The organism is Ferruginibacter profundus (assembly GCF_054783275.1).
Genome location: NZ_BAAGQW010000003.1, coordinates 17,002 through 41,519 on the forward strand (window position 1 = coordinate 17,002; position 24,518 = coordinate 41,519).

Here is a 24,518-nt window from a genome sequence, read left to right on the forward strand (position 1 = left end):
ACTTTAGTATGAAAAAGAGCGGAACAGCAGAAAAATAGCCGAAAGTATGAGTGCAAAAAGATAATCCTGCCTGATTTTTACAGCATTAAACCAAAACTATTCAAATGAAAAAAGTAGTACTTGTTTACGGTATCATCGCAGGACTGATTGTTACCGGTATGATGGCTTTTTCCACCGGCTATTATTGTGCCAAAGGAGATTTTGAAGGCGGAATGATCTATGGTTATTCCGCCATGATCATTGCTTTTTCGATGATCTTTGTGGGCATCAGATCTTTCAGGGATAAGCACAACGGGGGCACCATCAATTTTGGCAAAGCATTTAAGACCGGCCTTTTTATTTCCCTCATCGCTTCTACAATATATGTGATAGGCTGGCTGATCAATTATTATTGCTTTATGCCCGATTTTATGGATAAATATGCTGCAGTTATGCTTGATAAAGCAAGATCCAGCGGCATCAGCGCAACTGAGCTGGCAAAGAAAACAGCTGATATGACGCAACTGAAGGAATGGTATAAAAATCCTTTGTTTGTGATATTGCTGACCTATGTGGAGATACTTCCCGTAGCCATCGTTGTAACCCTTATCAGTGCCCTTATACTTAAAAAAAGCACCCCCAAACAAATACAAACTGCATAGCCAGATCCTTTTGTGCAGGATACCAGCGGGTGCAAGGCAAATAACCGGGTGCAAAAACGGATTTCTGCAATGCCTGTTTATAAACTTAGCCCCAGGTGTGCAACAGGCTTTAAATGTGAATAGTAAAACATAGCTATTTCATTTTAAAAATATAATTTTATAACCGATGAAAAGAATATCAGTTTCGTTAACATTAATTGCAGTTTCGTTTTTATCAGGCTTTGCCTTTAATACATTACTCTCCAACAAAAAAAATACAACCATGAAAAAAGTAACAGGAATAGGCGGCATTTTCTTTAAGTGTAAAGACCCCAATAAAGTAAAAGAATGGTATAACACACATCTTGGTTTAAATGCAGGGCCCTACGGTGCAAGTTTTGAATGGCGGGAAGCTGATGATTCATCAAAAAAAGGGCTTACACAATGGAACGTAAATTCTGAAACTGCAAAACTGTATGAACCATCGGCAAAAGATTTTATGATCAATTACAGGGTGGATGATTTAGCAGCATTGGTGGAAGAATTAAAAAAAGAAAACGTCACTATCCTGGATAAAATTGAAACCTATGACTATGGAAAATTTGTTCATATTTTAGACATTGAAGGAAATAAAATTCAATTGTGGGAACCTAAGGAGTAACATTAGCTTTTGCTACACCTGGCATTAAAATACCGGGTGCCGGGGCGATATCAATTTCAGCAACTGCAACCAGGCAAATAAATTTTTAAACCAACTGCAACTGGTTTGCAGCCATAAACATAATATTAAACCAAACAGGTGCATTTTGAAAGATGGAAACAGCAACTCAACTTGCCAATAGGTTCAAAGAAGTTCTATTAGATGGCCGATGGATTGCCAATACCAATTATAAAGAACAGCTCACCCAACTTACCTGGCAACAGGCAGTTAAAAAAAACGGATCGCTAAATACCATTGCTGCGCTTACCTTTCATATTAATTATTATATAGCTGGCGTATTGCATGTTCTGGAAGGTGGCAACCTTGAGATAAGAGACAGGTATAGTTTTGATATGCCGCCCGTTCAATCGCAGCAGGACTGGGAAAAACTATTGCAGGAAATGTGGATGAATGCAGAAAAGTTTGCGATACAGGTGGCACTTATGACAGAAGAAAAATTAGCGCAGGTTTTTACTGATGAAAAATATGGCTCTTACCGGAGAAATATTGAAGCCATCATTGAACATAGTTATTATCATTTAGGACAAATTACTTTACTCAAAAAAATATAATTATAATTACAGTCCGCCTGCACAAACTTCCCGGCAAAAAAATAAAACCTTCACCGATGAATAAATACAAAAACCTGTACAAATGGATGTTGATACCAATGGTGTTTATGCAATTTGGAATTTTTAAAGATTACTGGGGCGATTTTACAGATAATGCATGGTCGGTGCACATACATTACTGGACGGGTACCGTTTGGTATATCTACCTGATCATTCAACCCTGGTTTGCCACGCATGGCCAGATGGCGAGGCACAGAACAAATGGGATGATCGGTATGTTCCTTGCCGGTGGCGTTTGTTTAACTGCATTGAGTATGATGAACAGGGACATTGCAAACTCCAGGATGGCAATGGAAATGCCTGACAGGTTTGGCCCCTTTCAGCCCTGGTTCTTTTATGGTGTAGCGGTGGTGGAAATTGTAATGATGACAGCTTTTGGGTTTGCAGTAATAAAAAGTATCATTCACCGCAAAGAATTAGAAAACCATGCCTGGTGGCTGATATCCACCGTATTTATCATTATGATGCCGGCACTTGGCCGTGGCATACAAAACCTGTATGTTGGTATGCATGGCAAAGACTGGCCCAACATCAATATTATTATTCCAATTTACTTTACACAGGTGCTCATCATAGCAATGCTGCTTACCGGCGCCTGGAAATATGGCAAACTTAAACACCCTGCCACGTATCTTGCAGTAGCGGTAAATCTTTTTATATTCTTACTGGAACCAGTTGGCAGATCAGCGGCCATGCAGCATTTTTTAAAAACCGTTGTAAAGGGTTGACAGATCAACCTATTTATGCCTGCTTTTTTATTTGAAGCATGGTTAAATTATTTTAAAGCCTGTAAGTAATACAAAATGGCAAGATCAGATGCTGTATGGTGGCAACCAATACTAAAAAAAACGATCATTGTTATCCTGTTACTGCTGACCGGCCTTTTTATTTTCTCCCGTTTAAGCAGTACGGTTACAAAAAACCTGGATACATACATTTACAACCTTCCGTTTAAAAAAGGAACAAAGTGTACAATTGTACAGGGTTACGGAGGATTATTTTCGCATAAAAATATCGCCGCCCTTGATTTTAGCATGCCCGAAGGAACCCCAGTATATGCCGCAAGAGAAGGTGTTATTTACAACTACAAAGATGACAGCAATGAAGGTGGCCCTTTTCCCGGATATGAAAAGAAGGCCAACTATATTATTATACAACATCCTGATGGCAGCTTTGGCTGTTACTGGCATTTGAAAAAAGATGGTGTGCTGATAAAAAAAGGAAGTGTAGCTAAAGGACAGTTGATTGGTTACAGCGGTGCCACAGGGTTTGTATTAAGGCCACACCTGCATTTTTCTGTAAAAAGAAAATTAAACTATGCCATGAATTCATTTGTACAAACAAAATTTAAAACCACCAATGGCATCCGGCTATTAAAAAATGGCGAACTTTACGAAAGGCCGGCTGACTAAATTAATGCTTAATAAGAGCATAAGAATTAACCCCTGTTATTTAAAATTCACCTTCATCAAAAAAATTACCACCATATTATTATTGCTTTTGTGGCAGCAAACCTTTGCACAGGCAAGCAAGACTGATAGCAGTTTTTATTTATACTATGGCGTAGCCGGATTAGGATCTAACCTGGGCAATTTTGAGCCAACACTCAGAATTTATGGTCACCATTTCATTTACACCAAAGAACAAAACAGTTGGTGGGACCAAAGAAGTATAAAAAAAGAATTGCTCCGTAAAGGAACAATCCGCCAAAGCACTATTGATTCTATTCTTACAATACTACAGGGCCTTAAAGACACCACAATTTACAAAACCAACCCGGGCATATTAAGCGGAGGCATCACCTATGTTGCCATAGCACAAGGGAGAGACACCGTTAATTTCACCTTACACAACACTTCCGATACCAGGATCATTAAAATAGTTGACATCATAAACACATACCTACCCAAAAATAAAAAACTGTATGAATCTGCTGATGCCATAAAAAGAGAAGAAGCGTATTGGATACGATTAAGTAACGAGGCGATGAAACAAAATAAAGACAGCATAAACAGGAAACAATAAAATGTTATGAAAGACCTGTTAAAAATACTGATCGTTTTAGGTACACTTTTAATAAATGCTTTCCTAATCTATGCTTTATTGTATAACCCCCTCAGCCAGGTAATGATAGATAAAAATCAGCCTTACCGTATCCCTGATTCAAATATCATTGTTAACATTGTTACCTTTTCCATTATAGGGTTACTCATTATTACATCTGTACAATTAGCAAAAAAAGTATATCGTACACAAAAAATATTTTATCCTGCCCCGTTACTTACCGTATTGGTTATAGCCACAATTTTTATAGTAATGTTTACGGCCGAAAAATACCCAAGCTCCATATCGCAATATGAAAAAGATGGCTACTTTTATAAGATAGAGATCTGGTGGAATACACGTGCCAATACAAGTACTTACAAAAGATGGAAAAGCATATATCCTTACGATGGCAGATCCGATACAGATACCATGCAATACCAACTGGACAGTATTTCAAAATCCAAAGACCATTAACCGAACCAATAAATTATTCCATGAGTTTTTTCAGCAAATTATTTGGTACAAAAAGTAAACCAGCCGGTGATGGCCCGATGCCAACCCGGTCACTCAATCTTCAGTTTACGCCAACTCCCGGCAATGGCATCCGCTTTGCCCAACAATTTATTGATGCGGTAAACAAAAACGAGCATACAATACTTGATTATTCGGAGGATACGATCAGTTTTGTTGACCGGTTTTTGCAACGGTTCAAAAATGAAGGATTAACGGTGAATGATTTTGCAGAGACTATTTTTGTGGCCGGCAGTTATGTTGGCCAGGTAATGGTAATAAACCATGATGGAAAATGGATCAGCCAGGAAGAAGTGCAGTTGCCCGAAGGGGTAAACATGATGCCCATAGTTGTACAATTACCCAATGGCAACATTGCCGATCCTATTGCAAAGGCATTTAAAAGATTCCACTATGGCAATGCAGAAAGCGTAAGTTATTTTTACCGGTTTTTTACTGCCGGCAAGGCCTGACCAAATAAATCAAGCAACCCTGAATAGAAAAAATGTTACCCATTACAGGCATGATAATAAGTAAAAAAAGAAAGTCGGAATTGTTATACATTACATGAAGCATTACCTGGCCATAACATGCATATTTTCCTGGTTGTTTTTTTCCTGTCATCAGCGGGATAAAAAATCATTGCCTGCGGTGTTAAAAAAAGAAAGCACCCCATACGATAGCAGCAAAACAAAAAACACCACTGAAGAAATCTTGAAGACAATTCCTAAATACATTAAACCTGTTTTTGGTTACCGTTTTATTATTACAGGCGATTTTGATGGCGATGGCAAAAAGGAAAAACTTATTGAACATTTTTTTAGCGGAGTGGATAACAAAGAAACCAATAAATTTTACGACGGCTTATCCGACTATGACCAGCTTGTTGCATTAACGGTAAAGAAAGAGCCCATCTCATTCGTTTTGTCAGACAATAAAAATATTGATACATTAAACATATCTTCAACCAGCCAATTGCTCGGCCTTTCCTTGTTAAAAAATGAAGGTGATTTAAATGGAGACGGAACGGATGAAGTGTCTTATGTAATCAATTGGGCTGACTGGTCAAACTTAAATACCTGGCATATAGTAACCTGTAAAAATAAAAAATGGCAGGAACTGTATTCCTTTTCTATCCGGGACTGGCAGCTACCCGACCTTCCGGAAACGTTCACTCAATACGGTTTATCCGGCCTTGAAAATAAAAATGTTGCCCTGCCAAATGATACCGTTAATAACCGCATAGAAAAAGAGTTTACTGACTTTAAAGGACTTGTAACAAAAATTAAGAACAATACGATCCGGATCATCTTCATGAATGATGAGGCTGACCTTGATACCATGATGGTGAATTTGAAACGAAAAGAACCTAGGCACAACATCAATTAAAACCATTGTGGTATTGTTGCCATAAATTTTAATTATAACTTCATTTAAAATAAAAAGGCTCAAAAATTGAAATGTTTACTATCACTGCTCCTGCTACTATTTGTTATTGGCTGCCAAAACCAGCCGGCCAATACCATTGCTGATACAAGACTTAAAGACACCATCATAAAACACGATACGATTTATATCACTGATAATAAAGATGAGCACTGGCAGGACAATGCCGGTTTTAATTTAACACACGATCCGGATAAGGACAGTATCTGGGGCAAGCCTGTAAGTTATTATTTAAACGACCCGGAATGTGTAAGCATTGCATTTGAATTTTACTATGGCTATTTCAGGCCAACTGATAATGGCGCCACAGATGAATTATTAAAATATGCCACCACATCAAATAAAAAATTACGGCCTTTCTATCGCTGGTGCCTGGATAAAACAATTGAGATCTCAGATGGTGCACTATCAGAACATGTAGGAACACCGGCAATAAATTATGTAGAAAAATACCCCAAAGAATTTTTAGCATTTATTGACAGTGATACCGGTAAAACAAAATATAACAACTGGACAAGTGCTATAGCTTACAGTGGCTTTGATACCAACAACCCAAAAGACCAGGCACAGCAAACAAAAGACTTTTTAAATACCATGAAAAAGAATTGTGTTGATTGCGATGCCGCAACGTTGCAACGAATAGAAAAACTGGCAAAAGATTGTCATGACTAAATTGTAAAGTAAAAACTTCAAATAACCACAGCATCAATTTATGAAGTTTATTGTATCAGCGATATTATTCCTTATGTACTGTGGCTCTTCAGCAGGCCAGGCTTTGCCTGTTGCCAAAAGCTACCATTATTTTTCAGAAGAAGAAGAATGGCAATTAAAAATTGTGGATTTTAAAACTGTTGAATTATGAGCAAGACCATACAATGAAAGTTACTCTCTTGTGGTGGATGGTAAATGCGAATTAACAGACAGCACGATATGCTTTCTGTTTGACAGTTCTGTAACACGAAACATGATTTTAAAAGATAGTCACTGCGGCCCGAATGTAAAGGAATTTATCAACGGCAATACTTTTAAAAGAGAAAATGATTACATCATTCCCAACCATTGCACTACCGGAAATAAAAGTGAACATCCGGGTATTTCGAAAAAGAGTTATTATCAGCAGGTTGAACTGAATATGGGTGGCACAAAAGTTGAACTGAAAAATAAAAACCAATATATTTTAACGGAATATTCCTGCAAGGGGCATTGGGTTGAAAAAGGCAGGTATATACGATCCGGCAATATCTTAGCACTTAAGCCCAATAAAAAAAGTCCGGCTTTGTCAGGCTTCCTTATGGATGGAGGTGTCATTTATGCAACCAATCATTTCCTCATCTCAAAAAAACTGCAACCCACTACCCAACCCGAAAAATATTCAAAGGAAGAAGTGTTTCTTTATTTCCTGCAACAGTAATTATATGGTACCACATATTCTTGATATCATCACTCAAATTAAAACTGAGCAGAACAGGCTTGATATTACACTTAATAAAAAAGCCACAGCGGAAGAAATAGCGCATTTTGAAACGATCAAAAACATACAACTCCCTGATGACTTTAGAATTTTCTATAGCTTTTGTAATGGGTTTGAAACAAATGATTTTATGTTCAGAATTATTCCTTTGTATGAAATAATTGACAATATACCCGACCGGCACCTGATCAAAAAGCAGGATTTTCATTTTGCAGAATACATGATTTATAGCGATATGTGGACTTTATCAATTGCGCCCGATGACAAAAACAGTTATGCTATTTATAATAAGATGAATAATGTAGTTACCTTAACCAACTACCTCGCAGAATTTTTAAAAGTATTTATTACAGGAGGCGTATTTGACGGCCTTTACACATGGCGGGAACGAATTAAACGAACCATTAAATAAATTACTTGATGAAAACCAGGTCACTTTTGCTTTACCTTTTTGTTACCGCAATTAATATGTTCCTCATTATACCTGTGCTGTTCTCTCCGTTTATTGTTGCCCCCTTACATCTGCTTATCTTTTTTTTATCTTTCGATTGGTTGTTGAAGAAAAAAATGTTTCAATCGCAATGGAATAAAATATTATTTGCGGCCATTCCTGCATTTGCCCAAATGCTCGTTGTAGTTACTGTCTTTTATGAAGATACTTTCACCCCTGCCGCACTGTTAAATTTTTTAAGCAGTTTCTTCATAGCATTATTTTTTATCTTCTGCTCAATTGAGTTTGGAATATTGTTATCAATGTATTCAAAATATGTACAGCGGCAAAATGTGTGAATGATGTAAGTTTTTAAAAAAGTTATGTAACAATCCGGCATTAAAAGCAACTCATCTTTGATTTTCTCATTTTACTTATCTATACAATCTTAAACCCGACACACATTATGACCATCCAGATAAACACCGACAAGAATTTAACCGTACATGAATCATTTAATGCTAAACTGCACAGCCTGCTATCAAAAGAATTAAACCGATACAGTGAAAATATCACCCGCCTGGAAGTACATCTTTCTGATGAGAATGGCAATAAGGAAGGACAGAACGATAAACGTTGCATGATAGAAGCCAGGATAGAAGGCCGGCAGCCGATAGCAGTAAAGGATCTTGGCAACACCCATGACCTTGCCATTAGCGGTGCTATTGAAAAACTAAAATCAGTACTCAATAGTTTACTGGGCAAGCTGAGTAATCATTAAACCACCACTATCCGGATTTTAAGTCATCCCGTTATATTAATGCCATTCCCTTGCAATAACGCAAAGTTTGAAATTCGCAATCGAAAAATTTATTTATTTTCTGCAACTAAAGTAAATACTACTTCATCTTACTATAATTAAGTCGGTCGAAAAAAGGTATTAAAACAGGCTGTACGCAGAAATATCCGACGTTTTCCAGGTGACTTTATGTTTGAAATGAATGCAAAAGAATTTGAAAATTGGAGGTCACAAAATGTGATCTCCAAAGAAGATCTGCAGGGCCTCCGTTATGCCCCTTTTTGTTTTACGGAGCAAGGTGTCACAATGCTATCTTGTATATTAAACAGCGAAAGGGCAATAGATGTAAATATACAGATCATAAGAATTTTTACTAAAATGAAAGAAATGCTTCTGGCACCTAAAGACATTTTATTACAATTACAAAAAGTAGAAAATAAATTAACCGCTCATGATGAAGATATAAAGCTGATATTTTCTTATTTGAAAAAACTGCTTAATCCTCCGCAGGAACCGAGGCAACATATTGAATTTAAGCCATAGCATAATAAAAATTAAAGCCGGTGATTCGCAATGAAAGCAGGTTTTTATAAACTCATTCTTATCAAGCCAGTTCCGGCTCTGCCTGTTTATTATATTTATTCCTGTACTCCACCGGCGTTAAACCGGTGATCTTTTTAAATATGGTACGGAATGCCTTGGTATCGGTATAGCCCACATCAAACATCACTTCATTGATATTTTTACGGCTGCTTTCAAAACTTCTTTTTGCCGCTTCAATTTTTACACGCTGCATATATTCCACCACGGTATTATTGGTAGCTTTTTTAAACCGGCGTTCAAAACTTCTGCGGCCGATAGCAAATTTATCCGCTAATGTATCTACCGTAATTTTATCAGAATAATTATCTTCAATAAACTCCTGTGCTTTTTTTATTGCATCATCCTCATGCTCTTTTTGCCCCTGGAACATCATAAAAGCATTCTGGCTGGTACGGTCAATTTCAATAGCAAAAAATTTAGATGCCAGTATAGCAACATCACGGCTGGTATATTTTTCTACCAGGTACAATAATAAATTCCAGTAACTGTTGGCACCACCGCTGCTGTACAACCCCTGCTCTTCGGTAATGATACTGCCATCAACCAATTCCACATCCGGAAACATATTTCTGAAATCATTGGCAAACAACCAATGTGTACTGCATTGCTTGCCTTTTAACAATCCTGTTGATGCCAGCAAAAAAGCGCCTAAACAAAGCGAAGCCACTTCTGCCCCGTTGGCATATTGTTCCTGTATCCATGGAATCATTTCCTTATTCAGCTCTATCGCATTTTTAATATTGCCCGACAATGCAGGAATAAAAATGAGGTCTGTTTTTTTTACCTCTTTCATCAAAACATCTGCATGAACAGAAAACGCACTGTTCTCTATTTTTACCTCCGGTTTTATCGCCACTAATTTTACATCAAATAAAGCTGCTTTACCTGTAGATTGTAAAAACTGGTTTACCGCGGTAAACAAATACCTCGGGTCCGCAATGGCTTCAATAACTGAAGATTCCGGTACTAATATTGATACATGTTTCATTGGTTCAATTTATCTGTCTGAGCAATTTTAACTCACTAAAGGTAGAAAAAACTTCTGTCGTAATCAACCCCTTGTATTGTCGTTTTTGCACATTACAGGTTTTATTTAAGCATTGTATGTTTGTATAGCAATTAAAACTCAGCTCATGGAAAAATATTTTATAGATAGTGACATCAAAACATTTTATGTTGCTGCCACATCTTTTCCCGACGGCGTTTTAAAAGCACACCAGGCATTACATGCTTTATTGCCAGCTACCAAAGACAGAAATTTTTTCGGCATTTCATTTCCCGGCAAGGCAGGTCATATTACTTACAAAGCAGCCGTAGAAGAAAGTTATGCAGGAGAAGCAGAACAATTGCATTGCGAAATATTCATCATACGCAAAGGGGCATACTATAGCCAGGTAATAAAAGATTTTATGAAAGATGTAAGCGCTGTAGGAAAAACCTTTCAGCAATTATTGCAACATCCCGGCCTTGACAAAAATGGCTATTGCCTGGAAATATATCCCAATGAAAAAGATATTATTTGCCTGGTGAAACTAAATGATAATGATTGAGGTTTTTAAAACGGATATTACCTGTGCCGATAAGGCAAAACAACTGGTAGAAGAAATACACCGGGCCTTTAGCTGCTACAAAGCCAATTTTGACCTGGAAGATTGCGACAGGATATTACGTGTGGTCAGCAGCAATGGCAATATCAACAATAGCTTTATCGACTGGTTAAAAAAAGCCGGCTGTAATGCCGAGGTACTGGCAGAAGATTAAAATACAATACGCTAAATAAAAAATAATGACACAAATTAATTCTTACTTAACTTTCAATGGCAATTGCAGGGAAGCCATGACATTTTATAAAGAATCGCTTGGCGGAGAATTAAATTTACAAACAATAGGCGATTCTCCCCTGGCAGATAAGATGCCTGCAAAAATGAAAGATTGTATTTTGCATTCCACCCTTACCAACGGTGCACTATTGATCATGGCATCGGATATGGTGGGTGACAAAGGATTAATAAAAGGCACGGCGGTTTCATTAATGCTTAATTGCAGCAGCGAAGAAGAGATCAGGGATTTTTATACCAAATTATCCGACGGAGGCGAACCCACTCATCCATTAGAAACTTCTTTCTGGGGCGCTTTATTCGGCGATCTTACAGACAAGTTTGGTAACCAGTGGTTATTGCATTACGATAAAAATCAGCAATAGTAACCAGCGGCACAAAAAAATTAATTATCATTTAAAATAAAAATTACAAATGAAAAAGACAAAAATTCTGTACTGGGTATTCACAGCACTATTCGGCGCCTTTATGTTATTCTCTTCCATACCCGATATCATGCTTTCTGCAGAGGCGGTAACCTTTATGAAGCAATTGGGATATCCTAATTATTTCACAGTATTTATCGGCGTGGCAAAAACATTGGGCGTAATTGCAATTGTAATTCCCGGGTATCCAAGAATAAAAGAATGGGCCTATGCCGGATTATTTTTTGATCTCATCGGCGCAATATATTCAATGCTGTCTGCAATGCCTTTTGATCCGCAAATGTCGTTCATGCTGTTGCCGGTTACATTGGGTATTTTGTCTTATGTATTTTATCATAAATTAAATACGGCTAAAAATTAATCACTATTAAACTTATAACGATGTCATTCCAGGCATATATCGATAATATAAAAGCCAAGACAGGCAAAACGCCTGAGGACTTTAAAAAACTGGCCACAAAAAAAGGTTTGCTTACAGAAGGTGTTAAAGCCGGAGAAATTGTGGCCTGGCTGAAAAAAGATTTTGATCTGGGGCACGGGCATGCAATGGCTATTTATGCAACTTTTAAAGGCAAGAAAGAATAAGTACCTTACTGCCCCTTTAACAACCTAAAAAAAACATCATGACTATTCTATTGTACATCCTTTATGCAATTGGTGCTATTATTGTATTATTCTTACTGGTTGCTTTAATAACAAAAAAAGATTTCAGGTTAGAAAAACAGGTCATTATTGATAAACCTAAAGATGAGGTATTCAATTATCTTAAATTAATAAAGAACCAGGAAAAATATAGTGTATGGGTAATGAAGGACCCCAATATAAAAATTGTATATACAGGTACTGATGGCACTGTTGGCTTTATTTCTTCGTGGACAAGTGCAGATAAGAATGTGGGTATTGGTGCGCAGGAGATCATTAAAATAAGTGAAGGGGAGAGTATGGATGTGGAGATCAGGTTCAGGAAACCTTTTGAAGCAACCAATTATGCACACACTGATGTAACCGCTCTTTCAGCTACACAAACCAAAGTAAGCAATGTATTTACGGGTAAACAAAAATTCCCGCTGAACGTGATGAATGTATTTATGGATAAGTTAGTAGGAAAAGATATGCAGCAAAACCTGGTGAACATGAAAAACAATATTGAAAGGCAATAAATTGCAGAGTTGCTTTCAGATGTCACGTAGTGCATAATGTTTGCCACCAACAACACTAATTTACACCAATCGGATTTTCTATTTCGTAAAAATCGTGGCATTAGTGGCAAAAAACAGAATCGTAATAAAAATTTAACACTAAAACATATAACATGAACAACAATATTCATCCCTGCATCTGGTACGATGGCAATGCCAAAGCTGCCGCTGAATTTTATTGCGGCCTTTTCCCCGACTCAAAAATTACCGCTGATACGCCAATGGTAGTAAATTTTCAATTGAACGGACAAAAGTTTATGGGCTTAAACGGAGGCCCGATGTTTAAATCCAATCCTTCCATTTCGTTTATGGTGATCAGTGAGTCGGACGAAGAGATCAACATGCTATGGGAAAAACTAACTGATGGCGGCATGGTAATGATGGCACTTAACAAATACGACTGGAGTGAAAAATATGGTTTTTGCCAGGATAAATTTGGCCTCGCCTGGCAGATCATGAAAGGAAAGTACAGTGATGTAAACCAGAAAATAACCCCCACTTTTTTATTTGTGGGCAACAACTATGGCAGGGCCGAAGCCGCTGTAAAATATTACACCAAAGTGTTTCCTGCATCTTCCATCAATGGTATTTTATTATACCAGGAAAATGAAGGTGCTGAGCAGGCCGGTAAAGTAAAACATTCGCAGTTTATTATAGATGGTAAAGTATTTATGGCAATGGATGGTTTTGGCAATCATAACTTTGCTTTTAATGAAGCCATTTCATTTGTAGTGGAATGTAAGGACCAGCAGGAGATAGACTATTACTGGAATACGCTTACCGCCGATGGAGGAAAAGAAAGTATGTGCGGCTGGCTGAAAGACCCCTTTGGTGTATCATGGCAAATTATACCAGCAGTGCTGGGTAAATTAATGAGTGATCCTGCAAAAGCCGGTAAAGTAATGCAGGCATTTATGCAAATGAAAAAGTTTGATATTGCTGCATTGGAAAAGGCGGCAGAATAATTTTTTATTTTTAAAACCTGTTGTTATGGCAATAACAAAAACCGCAGCACCGGAAAATGTTGATGCATATATCAAACAATTTCCGAAAGATGTACAGGCTGCTTTGCAGCAATTGCGCAAAACTATAAAAGCTGCTGCGCCAAAAGCAGCAGAAGTGATCAGCTATAAAATGCCGGCCTATAAATTAAATGGCATGCTGGTATATTTTGCCGGTTATAAAAATCATATTGGCTTTTATGCCGCACCCACAGGCCATGAAGCATTTAAAAAAGAACTGGCGGTATACAAAAGCGGCAAAGGATCAGTACAATTTCCGCTTGATAAACCACTACCCTTACCATTAATTACACGGATCGTACAATTCAGGGTAGCGCAAAACACAGCAAAACTAACGGAGAAAAAACCCGTAAAAGAAGTTGCAGCTAAAATAAAAAATGCAAAACTTTCTGATGAAGAACAGGTAAAAGACTGGATCAATAAACTGGCGCCTGCTGCAAAAAAAGAAATAGAAGCCGTTAGAAAAATGATCAAAGCCTCTTCTGCAAAACTTGCCGAAAGAATAAAATGGAATGCACCGAGTTATTATTACAAAGAAGATATACTCACCTTCGGCCCCTATAAAACCAATAAACTGTTACTGGTCTTTCATCACCCTGCTATAGTAAAAGTAAAAAGTGATTTACTACAGGGTAATTACAAAGACAGGCGGCTGGTATATTTTAAAGATAAGGCCGATGCTGAAAAAAATAAAACCGAACTCACCCGTATCATTAAAGAGCTGGTGAAAATGATCAATACAAAATAGCTGGTTAAAGCGCTCCTGAACAGGGCGCTTTTTTTTACCACTCTCTTTTTTCTCAAAAAAAATTGTTGAAAAATTTGCGTAACCGAATTGTTACATATATATTTGTAACCGAATGGTTACCTAATTAAATTATCCTATAATGAGAAGAGACGTATTCCAGGCCATCGCTGATCCTACCCGGAGGCAGATCATCAATATGATTGCCGGGCAGCAATTAAACTTGAATGCAGTAGCTGATAAATTTGATATCAGCCGCCCCGCTATTTCAAAGCATATTAAAATATTAACCGAATGCGGCCTGGTAGTTATAAAGCAACAGGGGCGTGAAAGATATTGCGAAGCTAAACTGGCCAAACTTAATGAAGTATCCGATTGGGTGGAGCAATACAAACAGTTCTGGAGTGCCAAACTGGATTCTCTGGAATCATATTTGGAGGATCTTCAAAAAAAGAAATCGCCGCCACTGAAAACTAAAAAAACAGGTAAACGAAAATAAATCTACGGCCATGAAAGACGATTGCACCATAGTTTCCACCAGGGTTATTGACGCCCCCAGGGAAATAGTTTTTAAAGCCTGGCAAGATCCGGAAATACTACAATGCTGGTGGGGTCCCGAAGGTTTTACCAACAGCTTTCATCAATTTGAATTTATGCCCGGCGGCACCTGGCTGTTTACCATGCACGGGCCCGATGGAACAGACTATCCCAACAAAAATATTTTTGAAAATATTGTACCGCCCGAACTGATCGTATTCAATCATATCGAAACTGTGCACCGGTTTAAAGTAACCGCTGGTTTTGATGAGGAAGAAAATAAAACAAAAATTATTTTTCACATGCTTTTTGAATCTGCAGAAGAATGTGCCCGGGTAAAACCTTATGTACGAGCAGCCAATGAACAGAATTTTGACCGGCTTGAAGCAGTGCTGGCAAAAAATGCAATTACCGGTTAACTCAATAATTTATCAACTTAAAAATAAAAAAATGGCAACGCAAAGTAACGACACTTCCGAACGTGAACTTAAACTCACCCGCTTGCTTAATGCACCAAGAGCATTGGTTTGGGAAGTATGGACCAACCCTGACCATATTAAAAACTGGTGGGGACCTAACGGTTTCACCAACACTATTTTTACCATGGATGTAAAAGCCGGTGGCGTATGGGACCTGGTAATGCATGGCCCTGATGGCACTGACTACAAAAACAAAAGTGTTTTTACAGAAATTATAAAACCGGAGAAAATTGTTTACGAGCATGTAAGCGCCCCAAAATTTACAGCCACTATTACATTTGAAGAGCAGGATAATAAAACCATGCTTACCTGGCACATGCTTTTTGAAAGTAAAGAACAATTTATACAAGTGGTAAAAACATTTAAAGCTGATGAGGGATTGAAACAAAATATAGATAAGCTGGAAAATTATCTTGCCGGGCAAATACAATAACCAATTTTTTAATTAATTTTTATGGCCAATACTATAACAGAGATCAAAGGCAATGAGCTCACCATCTCAAGAATATTAAACGCCCCTGCAGCATTGGTGTGGGAGGTATGGACAAAACCGGAACATATTATTAAATGGTGGGGACCAACCGGTTTTACCACTACCGATAAAGGCATGACGGTAAAGCCAGGTGGCGACTGGCGCTTTATGATGCATGGCCCTGACGGAAGAGATTACCCTAACAGGATTATTTTTTTAGAAGTTACCCCTCCTGAAAGATTAGTATATAAACATTCCGGAGATGATGATACCGAACCGGTAAGTTTTCATGTAACAGTAACATTTGAAAATCTTGGTAATAAAACCAACCTTATCATGCATTCTGTTTTTGAATCAGCCGCAGAATTGGAAAGATTGAATAAAGAGTACGGCGCTATTGAAGGCGGGCAACAACATATCGGCCGCCTTGATGAATTTGTAACCGCATTACACAGCCAGCCATTTATAATAGAAAGAATGTACAATGCCCCGGTGGCTAAAGTATGGCAGGCACTTACAGATAATGCCGAAATGAAAAAATGGTATTTTGATATCGCCGGTTTTAAACCCGAAGTGGGTTTTGAATTTAGTTTTGTTGGCCAGGGTAAAGAGGGAGAAAATTATGTACACCTCTGTAAAGTGACGGAAGTGATCAAAGAAAAAAAATTAACGTACAGCTGGCGGTACAAAGGTTATGAAGGCAACTCTTTTGTTACATTTGAATTATCTGCCGAAGGCGAAAAAACAAAATTAAAATTAACGCATGCCGGCCTGGAAACTTTCCCGGCAACAAACAGCAATGCTTTTGCAAAAGCAAATTTTGCAGAAGGCTGGACCTATATCACCGGTACATCTTTAAAACAATTTGTAGAACAATAAAAACCAAAGATCATGGCAAGAGTATGCACGTATTTAAATTTTGCTACCCAAACAGAGGAAGCATTTAACTTTTACAAATCGGTATTTGGCGGAGAGTTTGTTGCACCCGGTATCAGGCGTATGGGAGAAGCTCCACCAATGGACGGTATGCCGCCTATGAGTGACGATTTAAAAAACCTGGTGATGCATGTAGAGTTACCTATCACCGGCGGGCATGTACTGATGGGTACAGATGCACCGGAGCAAATGGGTTTTAAAGTAAATTTTGGCAACAATATTTATATCAGCCTGGAACCGGATACTAAAGCAGAAACCAAAAAATTATTTGCTGCATTATCGTCAGGCGGCACCGTTAGTATGGATTTACAGGATATGTTCTGGGGTGCATATTTTGGCAGCTGTACAGATAAATATGGTGTGCAGTGGATGTTTAATTGCCTTGCAAAGGATTAGGTGTCAGGAAGGGGACCGTCAGACACCCTACATAATGGAGCTTAAAGCAAAGAGAATGACGCAGAGAAGTCAACTTTTAAAAAGTTGACTTCTCTTTATTGCTGATCCTCGTAAACCATCACCAGTTTTTTAAGATCAGCTATCCTGATTTTCTTTTCTGCAAACTGTAATATATCCTCTGCAGAAAATTCGTTCATCATTTTAAATAAGGTTTCGTAAGTGGTGCCAGTATAGGAAGCCAGGTCTTGCCGTGATAAAACAATATTCAGGTAACCATCACCGTCAGTGCCAAATTTCCCGTGCAGCGATGCCAATGCATAAGCGATCCTGCCCTTGGTACTCATATGCGCCAGGTTACGCATGCGCTTTTCCGATTCTTTTAATTCTGCTGCAAAAAACATCAGCAGCTCGTACATATAATCAGGATTTACTTTTAAAGTGGCCGTAAAAAAATCCATATCTACAAAACAAACTTCGGTACCGGCCAATGCAGTTGCCGAAACAGGATAAATAGTGTCGCTGCCTAAGCCACGATGGCCTACAATAGCGCCCTTATTGGCAAAACGCAATATCATCTCCTTCTCCTCATCCCAGCGCTTGTGCACTTTCACCAATCCGGAATGAATAAAAAACATGCCTTTTACCTCATCCCCTTCCTTAAATAACAATTCCCCTTTTTTTACATGAAATACTTTTCGGTTAGCATCAATTGCCGGTAACCACTCTTTGCTGCAAGACAAACAGAGCGAGCAACTCTTTAAATCACATTTATGTTTTTTTAATATCATTTTATATTTTTTTACCAGCAGCACCCAAATTTATAAATAAAATATTTACAGTCAGCATTTTACATTCATCAGTGGTGCATTTTTTCTTTATATTATTATTAATTCTATGTAATTTATTAATACAAAGATATTTGTTTTTGTCATTTTTATCCTTATTTTTATGATATAAGATATATTTTAATTAATTTTTGAAACAGATTATAACAAAATAAATTAGATATATATTATTATAATACGATTGTTTGCTGCTTTTTAACACACCTTAAAAATTGCAGCATGAATATACTGATTATCGGCAACGGCATGGTTGGGTATAAGTTTTGCGAAAAACTGATTGCCAAAGCCAGTCCCCATCAATTTAACATCACTGTTTTTGGTGAAGAGATTCGTCCGGCTTACGACAGGGTTCACCTGAGCGAATACTTTGCCGGTAAATCTGCCGAAGATTTAACGATGGCGCCGGCCACCTGGTATGCCGAAAACAATATTACCCTTCATCTTGGCGACCCCATTGCACAGATCAACAGAACTGAAAAGACCGTAGACTCTCATAAAGGGCTTACCGTTCCTTATGATGTACTGGTTTTAGCCACCGGCTCGTCTGCTTTTGTGCCCCCTATTCCCGGTACCGAAAAAAACGGTGTATTTATATACAGAACAATTGAAGACCTGGAAATGATGACCGCCTGGGCAAAGAAAGCAAAAAAAGGCGCTGTTATTGGTGGAGGGCTGCTAGGTTTAGAAGCTGCCAAAGCAATGATCGACCTTGGGGTTACCGATACTTCTGTAATTGAATTTGCCCCACGCCTGATGCCCCGGCAGATTGATGAAGCAGGCAGCAATGTATTAAAATCAAAATTAGAAACGCTGGGCTTAAAAATTCTTACCAATACCAACACCTCACAAATTTTAGGTGATGATGCCATAACAGGGATGCAGTTTGCCAACGACAGTACAATTGATGTAGACATGCTGGTGATCTCTGCAGGTATTAAACCCAGGGATGAGCTGGCTAAATTAAGTGGTTTAACCGTTGGACAAAGAGGGGGTATTGTAGTAAATGAAAAATTACAAACCAGTGATGAAAATATTTATGCCATTGGCGAATGTGCTTTGTTTGAAGGCATGATCTATGGCCTGGTGGCACCCGGTTATGAAATGGCTGATGTGGTTGCAACTAATTTAACCAATGGCGAAAAACATTTTACGCCTTACGACATGAGCACCAAATTAAAACTGATTGGTGTAGATGTAGCCAGCTTTGGCGATCCGTTTGCCAATGGAGAAGGCATTACTTCTGTTGCCATCAACGATACCAACAAAGGAGTTTATAAAAGAATCAATATCAGTGCTGATGGCAAAACATTGCTGGGTGGCATATTGGTAGGTGATGCCGAACAATATAATATGCTATTGCAAACAGTAAAAAATAAAGTGGTGCTCCCTCCCAATCCTGAAGATGTGATCTTAGGAAGCCGTGGTGGCGAAGAAGCTGCCGGTACAGGTATTACAGGCTTACCTGATGATGCATTGATCTGCAGCTGCGAAGCAGTGACCAAAGGCATGATATGCAATAGTGTTACTGAAGCCGGTTGCGAATCGGTTGATGCCATAAAAAAATGTACCAAAGCGGGTACGGGTTGCGGTGGTTGTGTACCAATGATAAAAGACCTGGTAACACACACGATGAAGGCCAACGGAAAAATTGTACACAATGTATTATGCGAACATTTTAATTACAGCCGCCAGGAATTATTTGACCTTATAAAAATAAACCAACTAAAAACCTACGACGAAGTACTGAATATGTTTGGTAAAGGCGATGGTTGTGAATTATGTAAACCCCCGGTTGCTTCTATACTGGCAAGTTTATGGAATGAAATTATTTTAAAGAAAGGAAATGATACCGCACAGGACAGCAACGATCGTTTCCTGGCCAATATTCAAAAAGGCGGTACATATTCTGTTGTGCCCCGTATCCCCGGTGGAGAAATTACACCGGATAAATTAATTGTAATAGGACAGGTAGCAAAAAAATATAACCTCTACACCAAAATTACCGGTGGCCAGCGTATAGATCTGTTTGGCGCACATTTATCTGACCTACCCAACATCTGGGAAGAACTGATTGATGCCGGTTTTGAAAGCGGCCATGCTTACGGAAAAAGTTTACGCACCGTAAAAAGTTGCGTGGGCAGCACCTGGTGCCGTTTTGGGTTACACGACAGCGTTAGTTTTGCTATTAAGGTAGAAGAAAGATACCGCGGCTTACGTTCCCCACACAAATTGAAAGGCGGTGTCAGCGGTTGTATTAGAGAATGTGCCGAAGCACAGAGTAAGGATTTTGGCATCATTGCAACAGAAAAAGGCTGGAACCTTTATGTGTGTGGCAATGGTGGCAGCAAACCGCAGCATGCTTTATTATTAGCCAGTGATATTGATGCGGACACCTGCATTAAATACCTCGATCGTTTTTTAATGTTCTATGTAAAAACAGCCGATCCGCTTACACGTACGGCTACATGGTTGAATAAAATGGAAGGTGGCATTGCCTATTTAAAAACAGTAGTGATCGACGATGCTTTAGGCATGAATGCACAATGGGAAGCGGACATGGCAAATCATGTAAGCACCTACGAATGCGAATGGAAAGCCGCCATTGAAACACCGGAATTACGCAAACGTTTTACACACTTTGTAAATGCACCGGAAGAAAAAGACCCTACAGTAAAATTTGAAGTAATGAGAGAACAGGTAAAAGCAAAGGACTGGAAATAGTTAACTGGTTTAGAAGTTTAGCGTTTAGGGGTTTAGCCTATACCAAACTCAACTACCTAAACTTCCAAACTTTCTAAACTCTAAACACCTAAACTTCTAAACGCCTAAACTTCTAAACAAATAAAAAATGATAGCAGAAGCAACAACAACAGCCTGGTTTTATGCCTGCAATGTTCAGGATGTTCCTCTTAATGGAGGTGTATGTGTAAAATACAACGACAAACAAATTGCCTTATTTCATTTCAGCAGAAGAAACGAATGGTATGCTACGCAGAACGAATGTCCGCACCGCATGCAAATGGCCTTAAGCCGGGGCATGATTGGCACCCTGGGTGAAGAGCCAAAAGTAGCCTGCCCGTTTCACAAAAAAACTTTCTCTTTAAAAACAGGCGAATGTTTAAATGGGGATGAATGTGCCATTAAAACCTATCCTGTAAAAGTAGAAGGCGCAAAAGTATATATCGGGGTAGAATAAAAATATTATGCTGTATGAATCATGACCGAAACAACATTGTTCATCATTAAAAACAAGTTATGGCAAACACAAAGTAAAACCAGCAACATCCTCTGCAAGCCATAAAAGAAAAAGCCCCGGAACGAATTGGAAGCTCAGACCGGGGCAAAGATCTCAAATTGCAAACAATTTAAAACCAAAACAAAATTATGAAGAAAAAAACGAAAGGATTAAAAAGCATTTCGCTGCTGGTTCTTGCGGTTTTATCGCTCTATACGTGTTACGGGCAGCTTACAGTAAGCGGCCAGGTAAGAACCCGTACAGAATACCGTGATGGAGCAGGCACTTTAAAAACGGCTACCAATGAGGCGGCTTTTTTCACTTCGCAAAGAAGCCGGCTGACCTTTAATTACAAAACCAACAGGGTTATTTTACAAACTTCTGTACAGGATGTAAGAGTGTGGGGACAGGATGCGGCTACCATCAGTAATGCAGATGGCAGCAGGCTGGGCATACATGAGGCCTGGGCAGAAATTGTATTGGCCAATAAAAAAGATACATCTTTTAAAAAATCAGCCGTAGAATATTTTGCAGTAAAATTAGGCAGGCAGGAACTGGTTTATGACGATGTACGTTTACTGGGTAATTTAGATTGGCTGCAACAGGCCCGCCGCCACGATGCTGTGGTATTTAAATTACTGAATAAGGGACTGCAATCAGATGCAGGTTTTGCATTCAATCAAAACAGCGATGCTTTTAATTATAACGGCACCTATTATACGCCTGCAAATATTTCCACCGCAGTAAAAGACAGCAAGGGCTTTTTAGTAGCTACACCTGCAGGATTAATTCCTTTAATGAACGGTACAGGTATCAGCAGCAAAACCGGTAACCCCGCTTTTGTAAATGCCCCCTCTACCAATGGCATGAATCAAAACTATAAAGCATTACAATATTTATATGTCGCAAAAACTTTTACAAATACTAAAGTAAGCGCCTTATTCCTGGCCGATCATTTTGGAAAATATGTTGTAGACTCTGTATTAACTTCTACCAGCAACGGCAATGGTTATGTGTATGGCAGAAGGTTTAATCAGAAAGGGGTGAACAGCCGCATTACAACAGGCGTATTGGTTAACAGCCTGCTGAATAAAACAAAATCATTGGCAGTAACCGCAGGCGCATATTACCAGGCAGGAAAAGATAAAGATGGTGCCAGCCTAAGTGCTTACACTTCTACCCTTGCGCTTGCATTTACCAAAAAGAAATTTACCTATACGGCGGGGTGGGACTATGTAAGTGGTAACGATGCCTTCTCTTCATCCACTACCAATCACCGGTTCGATCCTTTATATGGCACGCCACATAAATTCTGGGGTTATATGGATTATTTCTATGTAGGCACCGGTTCGCCAACAGGAGGATTAAGTGATCTGTTCTTTAAAATTAAATACGGCAGTAAAAATAAAAGATTCGGTGCCGGTCTGGATTATCATTATTTCTCGCTGGCAAAAGACATGAAAGATGTTAATGGCAATGCTATTGATAAATATCTGGGCAGTGAGTTTGACCTGGTCACTAATTACAATTTAAATAAGATCACTATGGTTGAGTTTGGTTTTTGCAGTATGGCTGCTGCCAAAAGTATGGAGTATGCAAAAGGGATAACACCCGGCACTTCAAAACTAACCGGCTTATGGAGTTATGTAATGATCAGTATCAAACCAGAATTTCTATTTAAATAAAATAACGGCATCTTAATCAGAGCAACCTTAAAATAATTAATTATGTCAACCACTATAAATAACCAACCACTTCCAAAACTCAACATCTTTTCTTTAAAAGGTGTGCAGATGAAAACATTCCATGTAACCTGGCTCACCTTTTTCTTTTGCTTTTTTGCCTGGTTTGGCATGGCGCCCCTGATGAAAATTGCAAAGGAACAATTGCATCTTACCAAAGACCAGATCGGCAATATCCAGATCGCTTCTGTGTCGGCAACCATTATTGCCCGTTTATTAATCGGCAGGTTGGTGGATAAATACGGGCCAAGAATTGTGTACACCTGGCTATTGGTATTATGCGCCATCCCGGTGTTATTCATTGGCACCAGTCATTCCTATACTTCGTTCTTACTATTTCGGTTAGCCATTGGTGTTATTGGCGCTTCATTTGTAATCACACAATTTCATACATCTGTAATGTTTGCCCCCAATGTAAAAGGTACTGCCAATGCCACAGCAGGTGGTTTTGGTAATGCAGGCGGTGGGGCTGCAAATTTCTTTATGCCCATGATAGCATCCGGCTTTGTTGGCCTGGGTTTTTGTACCAAAGAAGATAGCTGGCGTTATGCAATGATCTTCCCTGGCGTTATGCTACTGGTTTGTGCAGTTTTATATTACCGTTTTACTAAAGATGCCCCGGAAGGCAATTACAACGAAACCGGTTATAAGACAGACACTAAAAAAAATACATTTCTTATTGCCATTAAAGATTACCGTACCTGGATATTAACCATTGCCTATGCCGCATGTTTTGGCGTGGAAATTACCGTAGACAATTTTGCACCGATATTTTTTACCGATTCGTTTGGTGCGTCATTAGCCATTGCAGGTATGTGCGCCGGTATTTTTGGCTGGATAAATATTTTTGCCCGCCCGATGGGGGGTATTGTGGCAGACAAAATTGGTAAAGTATGGGGCTTTGATGGTAAATCAATGTTGCTGGCCATTTTATTATTGCTGGAAGGTATCGGCTTGGTTTGGTTTGCAAAATCAGGCAATATTGGTATGGCTATTTTTATGATGTTCTTTTTTGGCCTCAGCCTTAAAATGGCTAATGGCGCTACGTACAGCCTGGTACCGTTTGTAAGCCCGATGGCAGTGGGCAGCGTGGCAGGCATTGTTGGTGCAGGCGGAAATATCGGCGCCATGCTGATTGCCTTTATGTTTAAAGCCAAAGCAACGCATGCAACAAAAGAAGTGATTGAAAATGGCGTAACTAAAACAAAAGACCTGATTGATTATACCGCAGCATTTACTTTATTGGGTTATATCATTTTAGGTATTGGCGTGGCCGTATTTATTTTCAGAACGGTTACAGCACAAAAAAAATCAGATGTAAAAGATTTAAGTGTGGTACCGGCAGTTAGTTAGTAAAGAGCTGCAAGGGGAAGAGCTGCAAGGGAGAATA

Annotated in this window: 34 protein-coding genes; 32 read left to right on the top strand and 2 right to left on the bottom strand. The window is 38.7% G+C overall.

The annotated features are described in order from the left end of the window. The first annotated feature begins 104 nt into the window (after nucleotides 1-104). The 15 genes from ACYVM0_RS19835 (at nucleotide 105) to ACYVM0_RS19905 (ending at nucleotide 9,197) form a co-directional block, all read left to right on the top strand. Entirely contained in the window at nucleotides 105-641 is a 537-nt protein-coding gene (locus tag ACYVM0_RS19835; RefSeq protein ID WP_460559933.1) for a DUF4199 domain-containing protein, read from the top strand. A gap of 166 nt (nucleotides 642-807) precedes the next feature. Continuing rightward, entirely contained in the window at nucleotides 808-1,281 is a 474-nt protein-coding gene (locus ACYVM0_RS19840; RefSeq protein WP_460559935.1) for a VOC family protein, read from the top strand. A gap of 152 nt (nucleotides 1,282-1,433) precedes the next feature. Beyond that, entirely contained in the window at nucleotides 1,434-1,892 is a 459-nt protein-coding gene (locus ACYVM0_RS19845) for a DinB family protein (protein WP_460559937.1), read from the top strand. A gap of 56 nt (nucleotides 1,893-1,948) precedes the next feature. Continuing rightward, nucleotides 1,949-2,680, top strand: coding sequence for a hypothetical protein (locus ACYVM0_RS19850; protein ID WP_460559939.1), 732 nt, complete (start codon nucleotides 1,949-1,951; stop codon nucleotides 2,678-2,680). Between the two features lie 75 nt (nucleotides 2,681-2,755). Continuing rightward, entirely contained in the window at nucleotides 2,756-3,364 is a 609-nt protein-coding gene (locus ACYVM0_RS19855; RefSeq protein WP_460559941.1) for a M23 family metallopeptidase, read from the top strand. Continuing rightward, nucleotides 3,333-3,977 carry a hypothetical protein gene (locus ACYVM0_RS19860; protein ID WP_460559943.1) on the top strand — a complete coding sequence of 215 codons (645 nt, stop codon included), beginning with the start codon at nucleotides 3,333-3,335 and terminating at the stop codon, nucleotides 3,975-3,977. Before ACYVM0_RS19855 ends, ACYVM0_RS19860 begins: the two co-directional genes overlap by 32 nt. 6 nt (nucleotides 3,978-3,983) lie before the next feature. Then, nucleotides 3,984-4,472 (top strand): hypothetical protein, encoded by a 489-nt coding sequence (locus ACYVM0_RS19865; protein ID WP_460559945.1) that lies wholly within the window; start codon nucleotides 3,984-3,986, stop codon nucleotides 4,470-4,472. 20 nt (nucleotides 4,473-4,492) lie between these two features. Then, the gene (locus tag ACYVM0_RS19870) at nucleotides 4,493-4,981 is read left to right on the top strand and encodes a hypothetical protein (protein ID WP_460559947.1); all 489 of its coding nucleotides are present in this window, start codon (nucleotides 4,493-4,495) and stop codon (nucleotides 4,979-4,981) included. A gap of 94 nt (nucleotides 4,982-5,075) precedes the next feature. Further along, on the top strand, nucleotides 5,076-5,897 hold the full coding sequence (locus ACYVM0_RS19875) for a hypothetical protein (RefSeq protein ID WP_460559949.1): 822 nt from the start codon (nucleotides 5,076-5,078) through the stop codon (nucleotides 5,895-5,897). Nucleotides 5,898-5,963: 66 nt separating this feature from the next. Further along, nucleotides 5,964-6,626: a hypothetical protein gene (locus tag ACYVM0_RS19880; protein WP_460559951.1), complete on the top strand. Its 663-nt coding sequence runs from the start codon at nucleotides 5,964-5,966 to the stop codon at nucleotides 6,624-6,626. Nucleotides 6,627-6,666: 40 nt separating this feature from the next. Then, on the top strand, nucleotides 6,667-6,816 hold the full coding sequence (locus ACYVM0_RS19885) for a hypothetical protein (protein WP_460559952.1): 150 nt from the start codon (nucleotides 6,667-6,669) through the stop codon (nucleotides 6,814-6,816). 102 nt (nucleotides 6,817-6,918) lie between these two features. After that, nucleotides 6,919-7,365, top strand: coding sequence for a hypothetical protein (locus ACYVM0_RS19890; protein ID WP_460559953.1), 447 nt, complete (start codon nucleotides 6,919-6,921; stop codon nucleotides 7,363-7,365). 4 nt (nucleotides 7,366-7,369) lie between these two features. After that, nucleotides 7,370-7,837 (top strand): SMI1/KNR4 family protein, encoded by a 468-nt coding sequence (locus tag ACYVM0_RS19895; RefSeq protein WP_460559954.1) that lies wholly within the window; start codon nucleotides 7,370-7,372, stop codon nucleotides 7,835-7,837. A gap of 484 nt (nucleotides 7,838-8,321) precedes the next feature. Then, nucleotides 8,322-8,636, top strand: a complete 315-nt coding sequence (locus tag ACYVM0_RS19900; RefSeq protein WP_460559955.1) for an HPF/RaiA family ribosome-associated protein — start codon at nucleotides 8,322-8,324, stop codon at nucleotides 8,634-8,636. A 207-nt stretch (nucleotides 8,637-8,843) separates the two neighbouring features. Beyond that, complete coding sequence (locus ACYVM0_RS19905) at nucleotides 8,844-9,197, top strand: ORF6N domain-containing protein (protein ID WP_460559956.1); 354 nt, start codon at nucleotides 8,844-8,846, stop codon at nucleotides 9,195-9,197. A gap of 61 nt (nucleotides 9,198-9,258) precedes the next feature. On the opposite strand, the gene ACYVM0_RS19910 is transcribed toward ACYVM0_RS19905, so the two are convergent. Beyond that, nucleotides 9,259-10,245, bottom strand: coding sequence for a GlxA family transcriptional regulator (locus ACYVM0_RS19910; RefSeq protein ID WP_460559957.1), 987 nt, complete (start codon nucleotides 10,243-10,245; stop codon nucleotides 9,259-9,261). A 145-nt stretch (nucleotides 10,246-10,390) separates the two neighbouring features. On the opposite strand from ACYVM0_RS19910, the gene ACYVM0_RS19915 reads away from it, so the two are divergent. The 13 genes from ACYVM0_RS19915 to ACYVM0_RS19975 all read left to right on the top strand — a co-directional run bounded on the left by ACYVM0_RS19915 (nucleotide 10,391) and on the right by ACYVM0_RS19975 (nucleotide 17,306). Further along, nucleotides 10,391-10,807, top strand: a complete 417-nt coding sequence (locus tag ACYVM0_RS19915; RefSeq protein ID WP_460559958.1) for a hypothetical protein — start codon at nucleotides 10,391-10,393, stop codon at nucleotides 10,805-10,807. Then, complete coding sequence (locus ACYVM0_RS19920; protein ID WP_460559959.1) at nucleotides 10,800-11,018, top strand: hypothetical protein; 219 nt, start codon at nucleotides 10,800-10,802, stop codon at nucleotides 11,016-11,018. The genes ACYVM0_RS19915 and ACYVM0_RS19920 overlap by 8 nt, the downstream gene beginning before the upstream one ends. A gap of 25 nt (nucleotides 11,019-11,043) precedes the next feature. Next, nucleotides 11,044-11,460 carry a VOC family protein gene (locus ACYVM0_RS19925; RefSeq protein ID WP_460559961.1) on the top strand — a complete coding sequence of 139 codons (417 nt, stop codon included), beginning with the start codon at nucleotides 11,044-11,046 and terminating at the stop codon, nucleotides 11,458-11,460. Between the two features lie 49 nt (nucleotides 11,461-11,509). After that, nucleotides 11,510-11,881: a DoxX family protein gene (locus ACYVM0_RS19930; RefSeq protein WP_460559962.1), complete on the top strand. Its 372-nt coding sequence runs from the start codon at nucleotides 11,510-11,512 to the stop codon at nucleotides 11,879-11,881. Between the two features lie 20 nt (nucleotides 11,882-11,901). After that, entirely contained in the window at nucleotides 11,902-12,105 is a 204-nt protein-coding gene (locus ACYVM0_RS19935) for a DUF4287 domain-containing protein (protein WP_460559963.1), read from the top strand. Nucleotides 12,106-12,143: 38 nt separating this feature from the next. Further along, the gene (locus tag ACYVM0_RS19940; RefSeq protein WP_460559964.1) at nucleotides 12,144-12,680 is read left to right on the top strand and encodes an SRPBCC family protein; all 537 of its coding nucleotides are present in this window, start codon (nucleotides 12,144-12,146) and stop codon (nucleotides 12,678-12,680) included. A 152-nt stretch (nucleotides 12,681-12,832) separates the two neighbouring features. Continuing rightward, the gene (locus tag ACYVM0_RS19945) at nucleotides 12,833-13,684 is read left to right on the top strand and encodes a VOC family protein (protein ID WP_460559965.1); all 852 of its coding nucleotides are present in this window, start codon (nucleotides 12,833-12,835) and stop codon (nucleotides 13,682-13,684) included. Nucleotides 13,685-13,709: 25 nt separating this feature from the next. Then, a complete protein-coding gene (locus ACYVM0_RS19950) occupies nucleotides 13,710-14,489 on the top strand; it encodes a DUF1801 domain-containing protein (protein WP_460559966.1) in 780 nt (259 codons plus the stop codon). A 139-nt stretch (nucleotides 14,490-14,628) separates the two neighbouring features. Beyond that, nucleotides 14,629-14,985: an ArsR/SmtB family transcription factor gene (locus ACYVM0_RS19955; RefSeq protein WP_460559968.1), complete on the top strand. Its 357-nt coding sequence runs from the start codon at nucleotides 14,629-14,631 to the stop codon at nucleotides 14,983-14,985. Nucleotides 14,986-14,995: 10 nt separating this feature from the next. Next, nucleotides 14,996-15,442, top strand: coding sequence for an SRPBCC family protein (locus tag ACYVM0_RS19960; RefSeq protein WP_460559970.1), 447 nt, complete (start codon nucleotides 14,996-14,998; stop codon nucleotides 15,440-15,442). Nucleotides 15,443-15,473: 31 nt separating this feature from the next. Next, entirely contained in the window at nucleotides 15,474-15,935 is a 462-nt protein-coding gene (locus ACYVM0_RS19965) for an SRPBCC family protein (RefSeq protein WP_460559972.1), read from the top strand. A 21-nt stretch (nucleotides 15,936-15,956) separates the two neighbouring features. Then, nucleotides 15,957-16,853, top strand: a complete 897-nt coding sequence (locus ACYVM0_RS19970; RefSeq protein WP_460559974.1) for an SRPBCC domain-containing protein — start codon at nucleotides 15,957-15,959, stop codon at nucleotides 16,851-16,853. 12 nt (nucleotides 16,854-16,865) lie between these two features. Continuing rightward, a complete protein-coding gene (locus ACYVM0_RS19975) occupies nucleotides 16,866-17,306 on the top strand; it encodes a VOC family protein (RefSeq protein WP_460559976.1) in 441 nt (146 codons plus the stop codon). Between the two features lie 95 nt (nucleotides 17,307-17,401). On the opposite strand, the gene ACYVM0_RS19980 is transcribed toward ACYVM0_RS19975, so the two are convergent. After that, nucleotides 17,402-18,094, bottom strand: a complete 693-nt coding sequence (locus tag ACYVM0_RS19980) for a Crp/Fnr family transcriptional regulator (RefSeq protein ID WP_460559978.1) — start codon at nucleotides 18,092-18,094, stop codon at nucleotides 17,402-17,404. 276 nt (nucleotides 18,095-18,370) lie between these two features. On the opposite strand from ACYVM0_RS19980, the gene nirB reads away from it, so the two are divergent. From nirB to ACYVM0_RS20000, 4 genes are all read left to right on the top strand, one after another. Further along, nucleotides 18,371-20,872: a nitrite reductase large subunit gene (nirB, locus tag ACYVM0_RS19985; protein ID WP_460559980.1), complete on the top strand. Its 2,502-nt coding sequence runs from the start codon at nucleotides 18,371-18,373 to the stop codon at nucleotides 20,870-20,872. A gap of 127 nt (nucleotides 20,873-20,999) precedes the next feature. After that, complete coding sequence (gene nirD / locus ACYVM0_RS19990; RefSeq protein WP_460559982.1) at nucleotides 21,000-21,347, top strand: nitrite reductase (NAD(P)H) small subunit family protein; 348 nt, start codon at nucleotides 21,000-21,002, stop codon at nucleotides 21,345-21,347. 188 nt (nucleotides 21,348-21,535) lie between these two features. Next, complete coding sequence (locus ACYVM0_RS19995; RefSeq protein ID WP_460559984.1) at nucleotides 21,536-23,071, top strand: alginate export family protein; 1,536 nt, start codon at nucleotides 21,536-21,538, stop codon at nucleotides 23,069-23,071. A gap of 42 nt (nucleotides 23,072-23,113) precedes the next feature. After that, nucleotides 23,114-24,481 carry an MFS transporter gene (locus ACYVM0_RS20000; protein ID WP_460559986.1) on the top strand — a complete coding sequence of 456 codons (1,368 nt, stop codon included), beginning with the start codon at nucleotides 23,114-23,116 and terminating at the stop codon, nucleotides 24,479-24,481. Nucleotides 24,482-24,518 lie beyond the last annotated feature (37 nt).

Excerpts from the sequence above, each read along its gene's own strand:
- ACYVM0_RS19835 (WP_460559933.1), top strand. The coding sequence starts at position 105 with ATGAAAAAAGTAGTACTTGTTTACGGTATCATCGCAGGACTGATTGTT.
- ACYVM0_RS19840 (WP_460559935.1), top strand. The coding sequence starts at position 808 with ATGAAAAGAATATCAGTTTCGTTAACATTAATTGCAGTTTCGTTTTTA.
- ACYVM0_RS19845 (WP_460559937.1), top strand. The coding sequence starts at position 1,434 with ATGGAAACAGCAACTCAACTTGCCAATAGGTTCAAAGAAGTTCTATTA.
- ACYVM0_RS19850 (WP_460559939.1), top strand. The coding sequence starts at position 1,949 with ATGAATAAATACAAAAACCTGTACAAATGGATGTTGATACCAATGGTG.
- ACYVM0_RS19855 (WP_460559941.1), top strand. The coding sequence starts at position 2,756 with ATGGCAAGATCAGATGCTGTATGGTGGCAACCAATACTAAAAAAAACG.
- ACYVM0_RS19860 (WP_460559943.1), top strand. The coding sequence starts at position 3,333 with ATGGCGAACTTTACGAAAGGCCGGCTGACTAAATTAATGCTTAATAAG.
- ACYVM0_RS19865 (WP_460559945.1), top strand. The coding sequence starts at position 3,984 with ATGAAAGACCTGTTAAAAATACTGATCGTTTTAGGTACACTTTTAATA.
- ACYVM0_RS19870 (WP_460559947.1), top strand. The coding sequence starts at position 4,493 with ATGAGTTTTTTCAGCAAATTATTTGGTACAAAAAGTAAACCAGCCGGT.
- ACYVM0_RS19875 (WP_460559949.1), top strand. The coding sequence starts at position 5,076 with ATGAAGCATTACCTGGCCATAACATGCATATTTTCCTGGTTGTTTTTT.
- ACYVM0_RS19885 (WP_460559952.1), top strand. The coding sequence starts at position 6,667 with ATGAAGTTTATTGTATCAGCGATATTATTCCTTATGTACTGTGGCTCT.
- ACYVM0_RS19890 (WP_460559953.1), top strand. The coding sequence starts at position 6,919 with ATGATTTTAAAAGATAGTCACTGCGGCCCGAATGTAAAGGAATTTATC.
- ACYVM0_RS19895 (WP_460559954.1), top strand. The coding sequence starts at position 7,370 with ATGGTACCACATATTCTTGATATCATCACTCAAATTAAAACTGAGCAG.
- ACYVM0_RS19900 (WP_460559955.1), top strand. The coding sequence starts at position 8,322 with ATGACCATCCAGATAAACACCGACAAGAATTTAACCGTACATGAATCA.
- ACYVM0_RS19905 (WP_460559956.1), top strand. The coding sequence starts at position 8,844 with ATGTTTGAAATGAATGCAAAAGAATTTGAAAATTGGAGGTCACAAAAT.
- ACYVM0_RS19910 (WP_460559957.1), bottom strand. The coding sequence starts at position 10,245 with ATGAAACATGTATCAATATTAGTACCGGAATCTTCAGTTATTGAAGCC.
- ACYVM0_RS19915 (WP_460559958.1), top strand. The coding sequence starts at position 10,391 with ATGGAAAAATATTTTATAGATAGTGACATCAAAACATTTTATGTTGCT.
- ACYVM0_RS19920 (WP_460559959.1), top strand. The coding sequence starts at position 10,800 with ATGATTGAGGTTTTTAAAACGGATATTACCTGTGCCGATAAGGCAAAA.
- ACYVM0_RS19925 (WP_460559961.1), top strand. The coding sequence starts at position 11,044 with ATGACACAAATTAATTCTTACTTAACTTTCAATGGCAATTGCAGGGAA.
- ACYVM0_RS19930 (WP_460559962.1), top strand. The coding sequence starts at position 11,510 with ATGAAAAAGACAAAAATTCTGTACTGGGTATTCACAGCACTATTCGGC.
- ACYVM0_RS19935 (WP_460559963.1), top strand. The coding sequence starts at position 11,902 with ATGTCATTCCAGGCATATATCGATAATATAAAAGCCAAGACAGGCAAA.
- ACYVM0_RS19940 (WP_460559964.1), top strand. The coding sequence starts at position 12,144 with ATGACTATTCTATTGTACATCCTTTATGCAATTGGTGCTATTATTGTA.
- ACYVM0_RS19945 (WP_460559965.1), top strand. The coding sequence starts at position 12,833 with ATGAACAACAATATTCATCCCTGCATCTGGTACGATGGCAATGCCAAA.
- ACYVM0_RS19950 (WP_460559966.1), top strand. The coding sequence starts at position 13,710 with ATGGCAATAACAAAAACCGCAGCACCGGAAAATGTTGATGCATATATC.
- ACYVM0_RS19955 (WP_460559968.1), top strand. The coding sequence starts at position 14,629 with ATGAGAAGAGACGTATTCCAGGCCATCGCTGATCCTACCCGGAGGCAG.
- ACYVM0_RS19960 (WP_460559970.1), top strand. The coding sequence starts at position 14,996 with ATGAAAGACGATTGCACCATAGTTTCCACCAGGGTTATTGACGCCCCC.
- ACYVM0_RS19965 (WP_460559972.1), top strand. The coding sequence starts at position 15,474 with ATGGCAACGCAAAGTAACGACACTTCCGAACGTGAACTTAAACTCACC.
- ACYVM0_RS19970 (WP_460559974.1), top strand. The coding sequence starts at position 15,957 with ATGGCCAATACTATAACAGAGATCAAAGGCAATGAGCTCACCATCTCA.
- ACYVM0_RS19975 (WP_460559976.1), top strand. The coding sequence starts at position 16,866 with ATGGCAAGAGTATGCACGTATTTAAATTTTGCTACCCAAACAGAGGAA.
- ACYVM0_RS19980 (WP_460559978.1), bottom strand. The coding sequence starts at position 18,094 with ATGATATTAAAAAAACATAAATGTGATTTAAAGAGTTGCTCGCTCTGT.
- nirB (WP_460559980.1), top strand. The coding sequence starts at position 18,371 with ATGAATATACTGATTATCGGCAACGGCATGGTTGGGTATAAGTTTTGC.
- nirD (WP_460559982.1), top strand. The coding sequence starts at position 21,000 with ATGATAGCAGAAGCAACAACAACAGCCTGGTTTTATGCCTGCAATGTT.
- ACYVM0_RS19995 (WP_460559984.1), top strand. The coding sequence starts at position 21,536 with ATGAAGAAAAAAACGAAAGGATTAAAAAGCATTTCGCTGCTGGTTCTT.
- ACYVM0_RS20000 (WP_460559986.1), top strand. The coding sequence starts at position 23,114 with ATGTCAACCACTATAAATAACCAACCACTTCCAAAACTCAACATCTTT.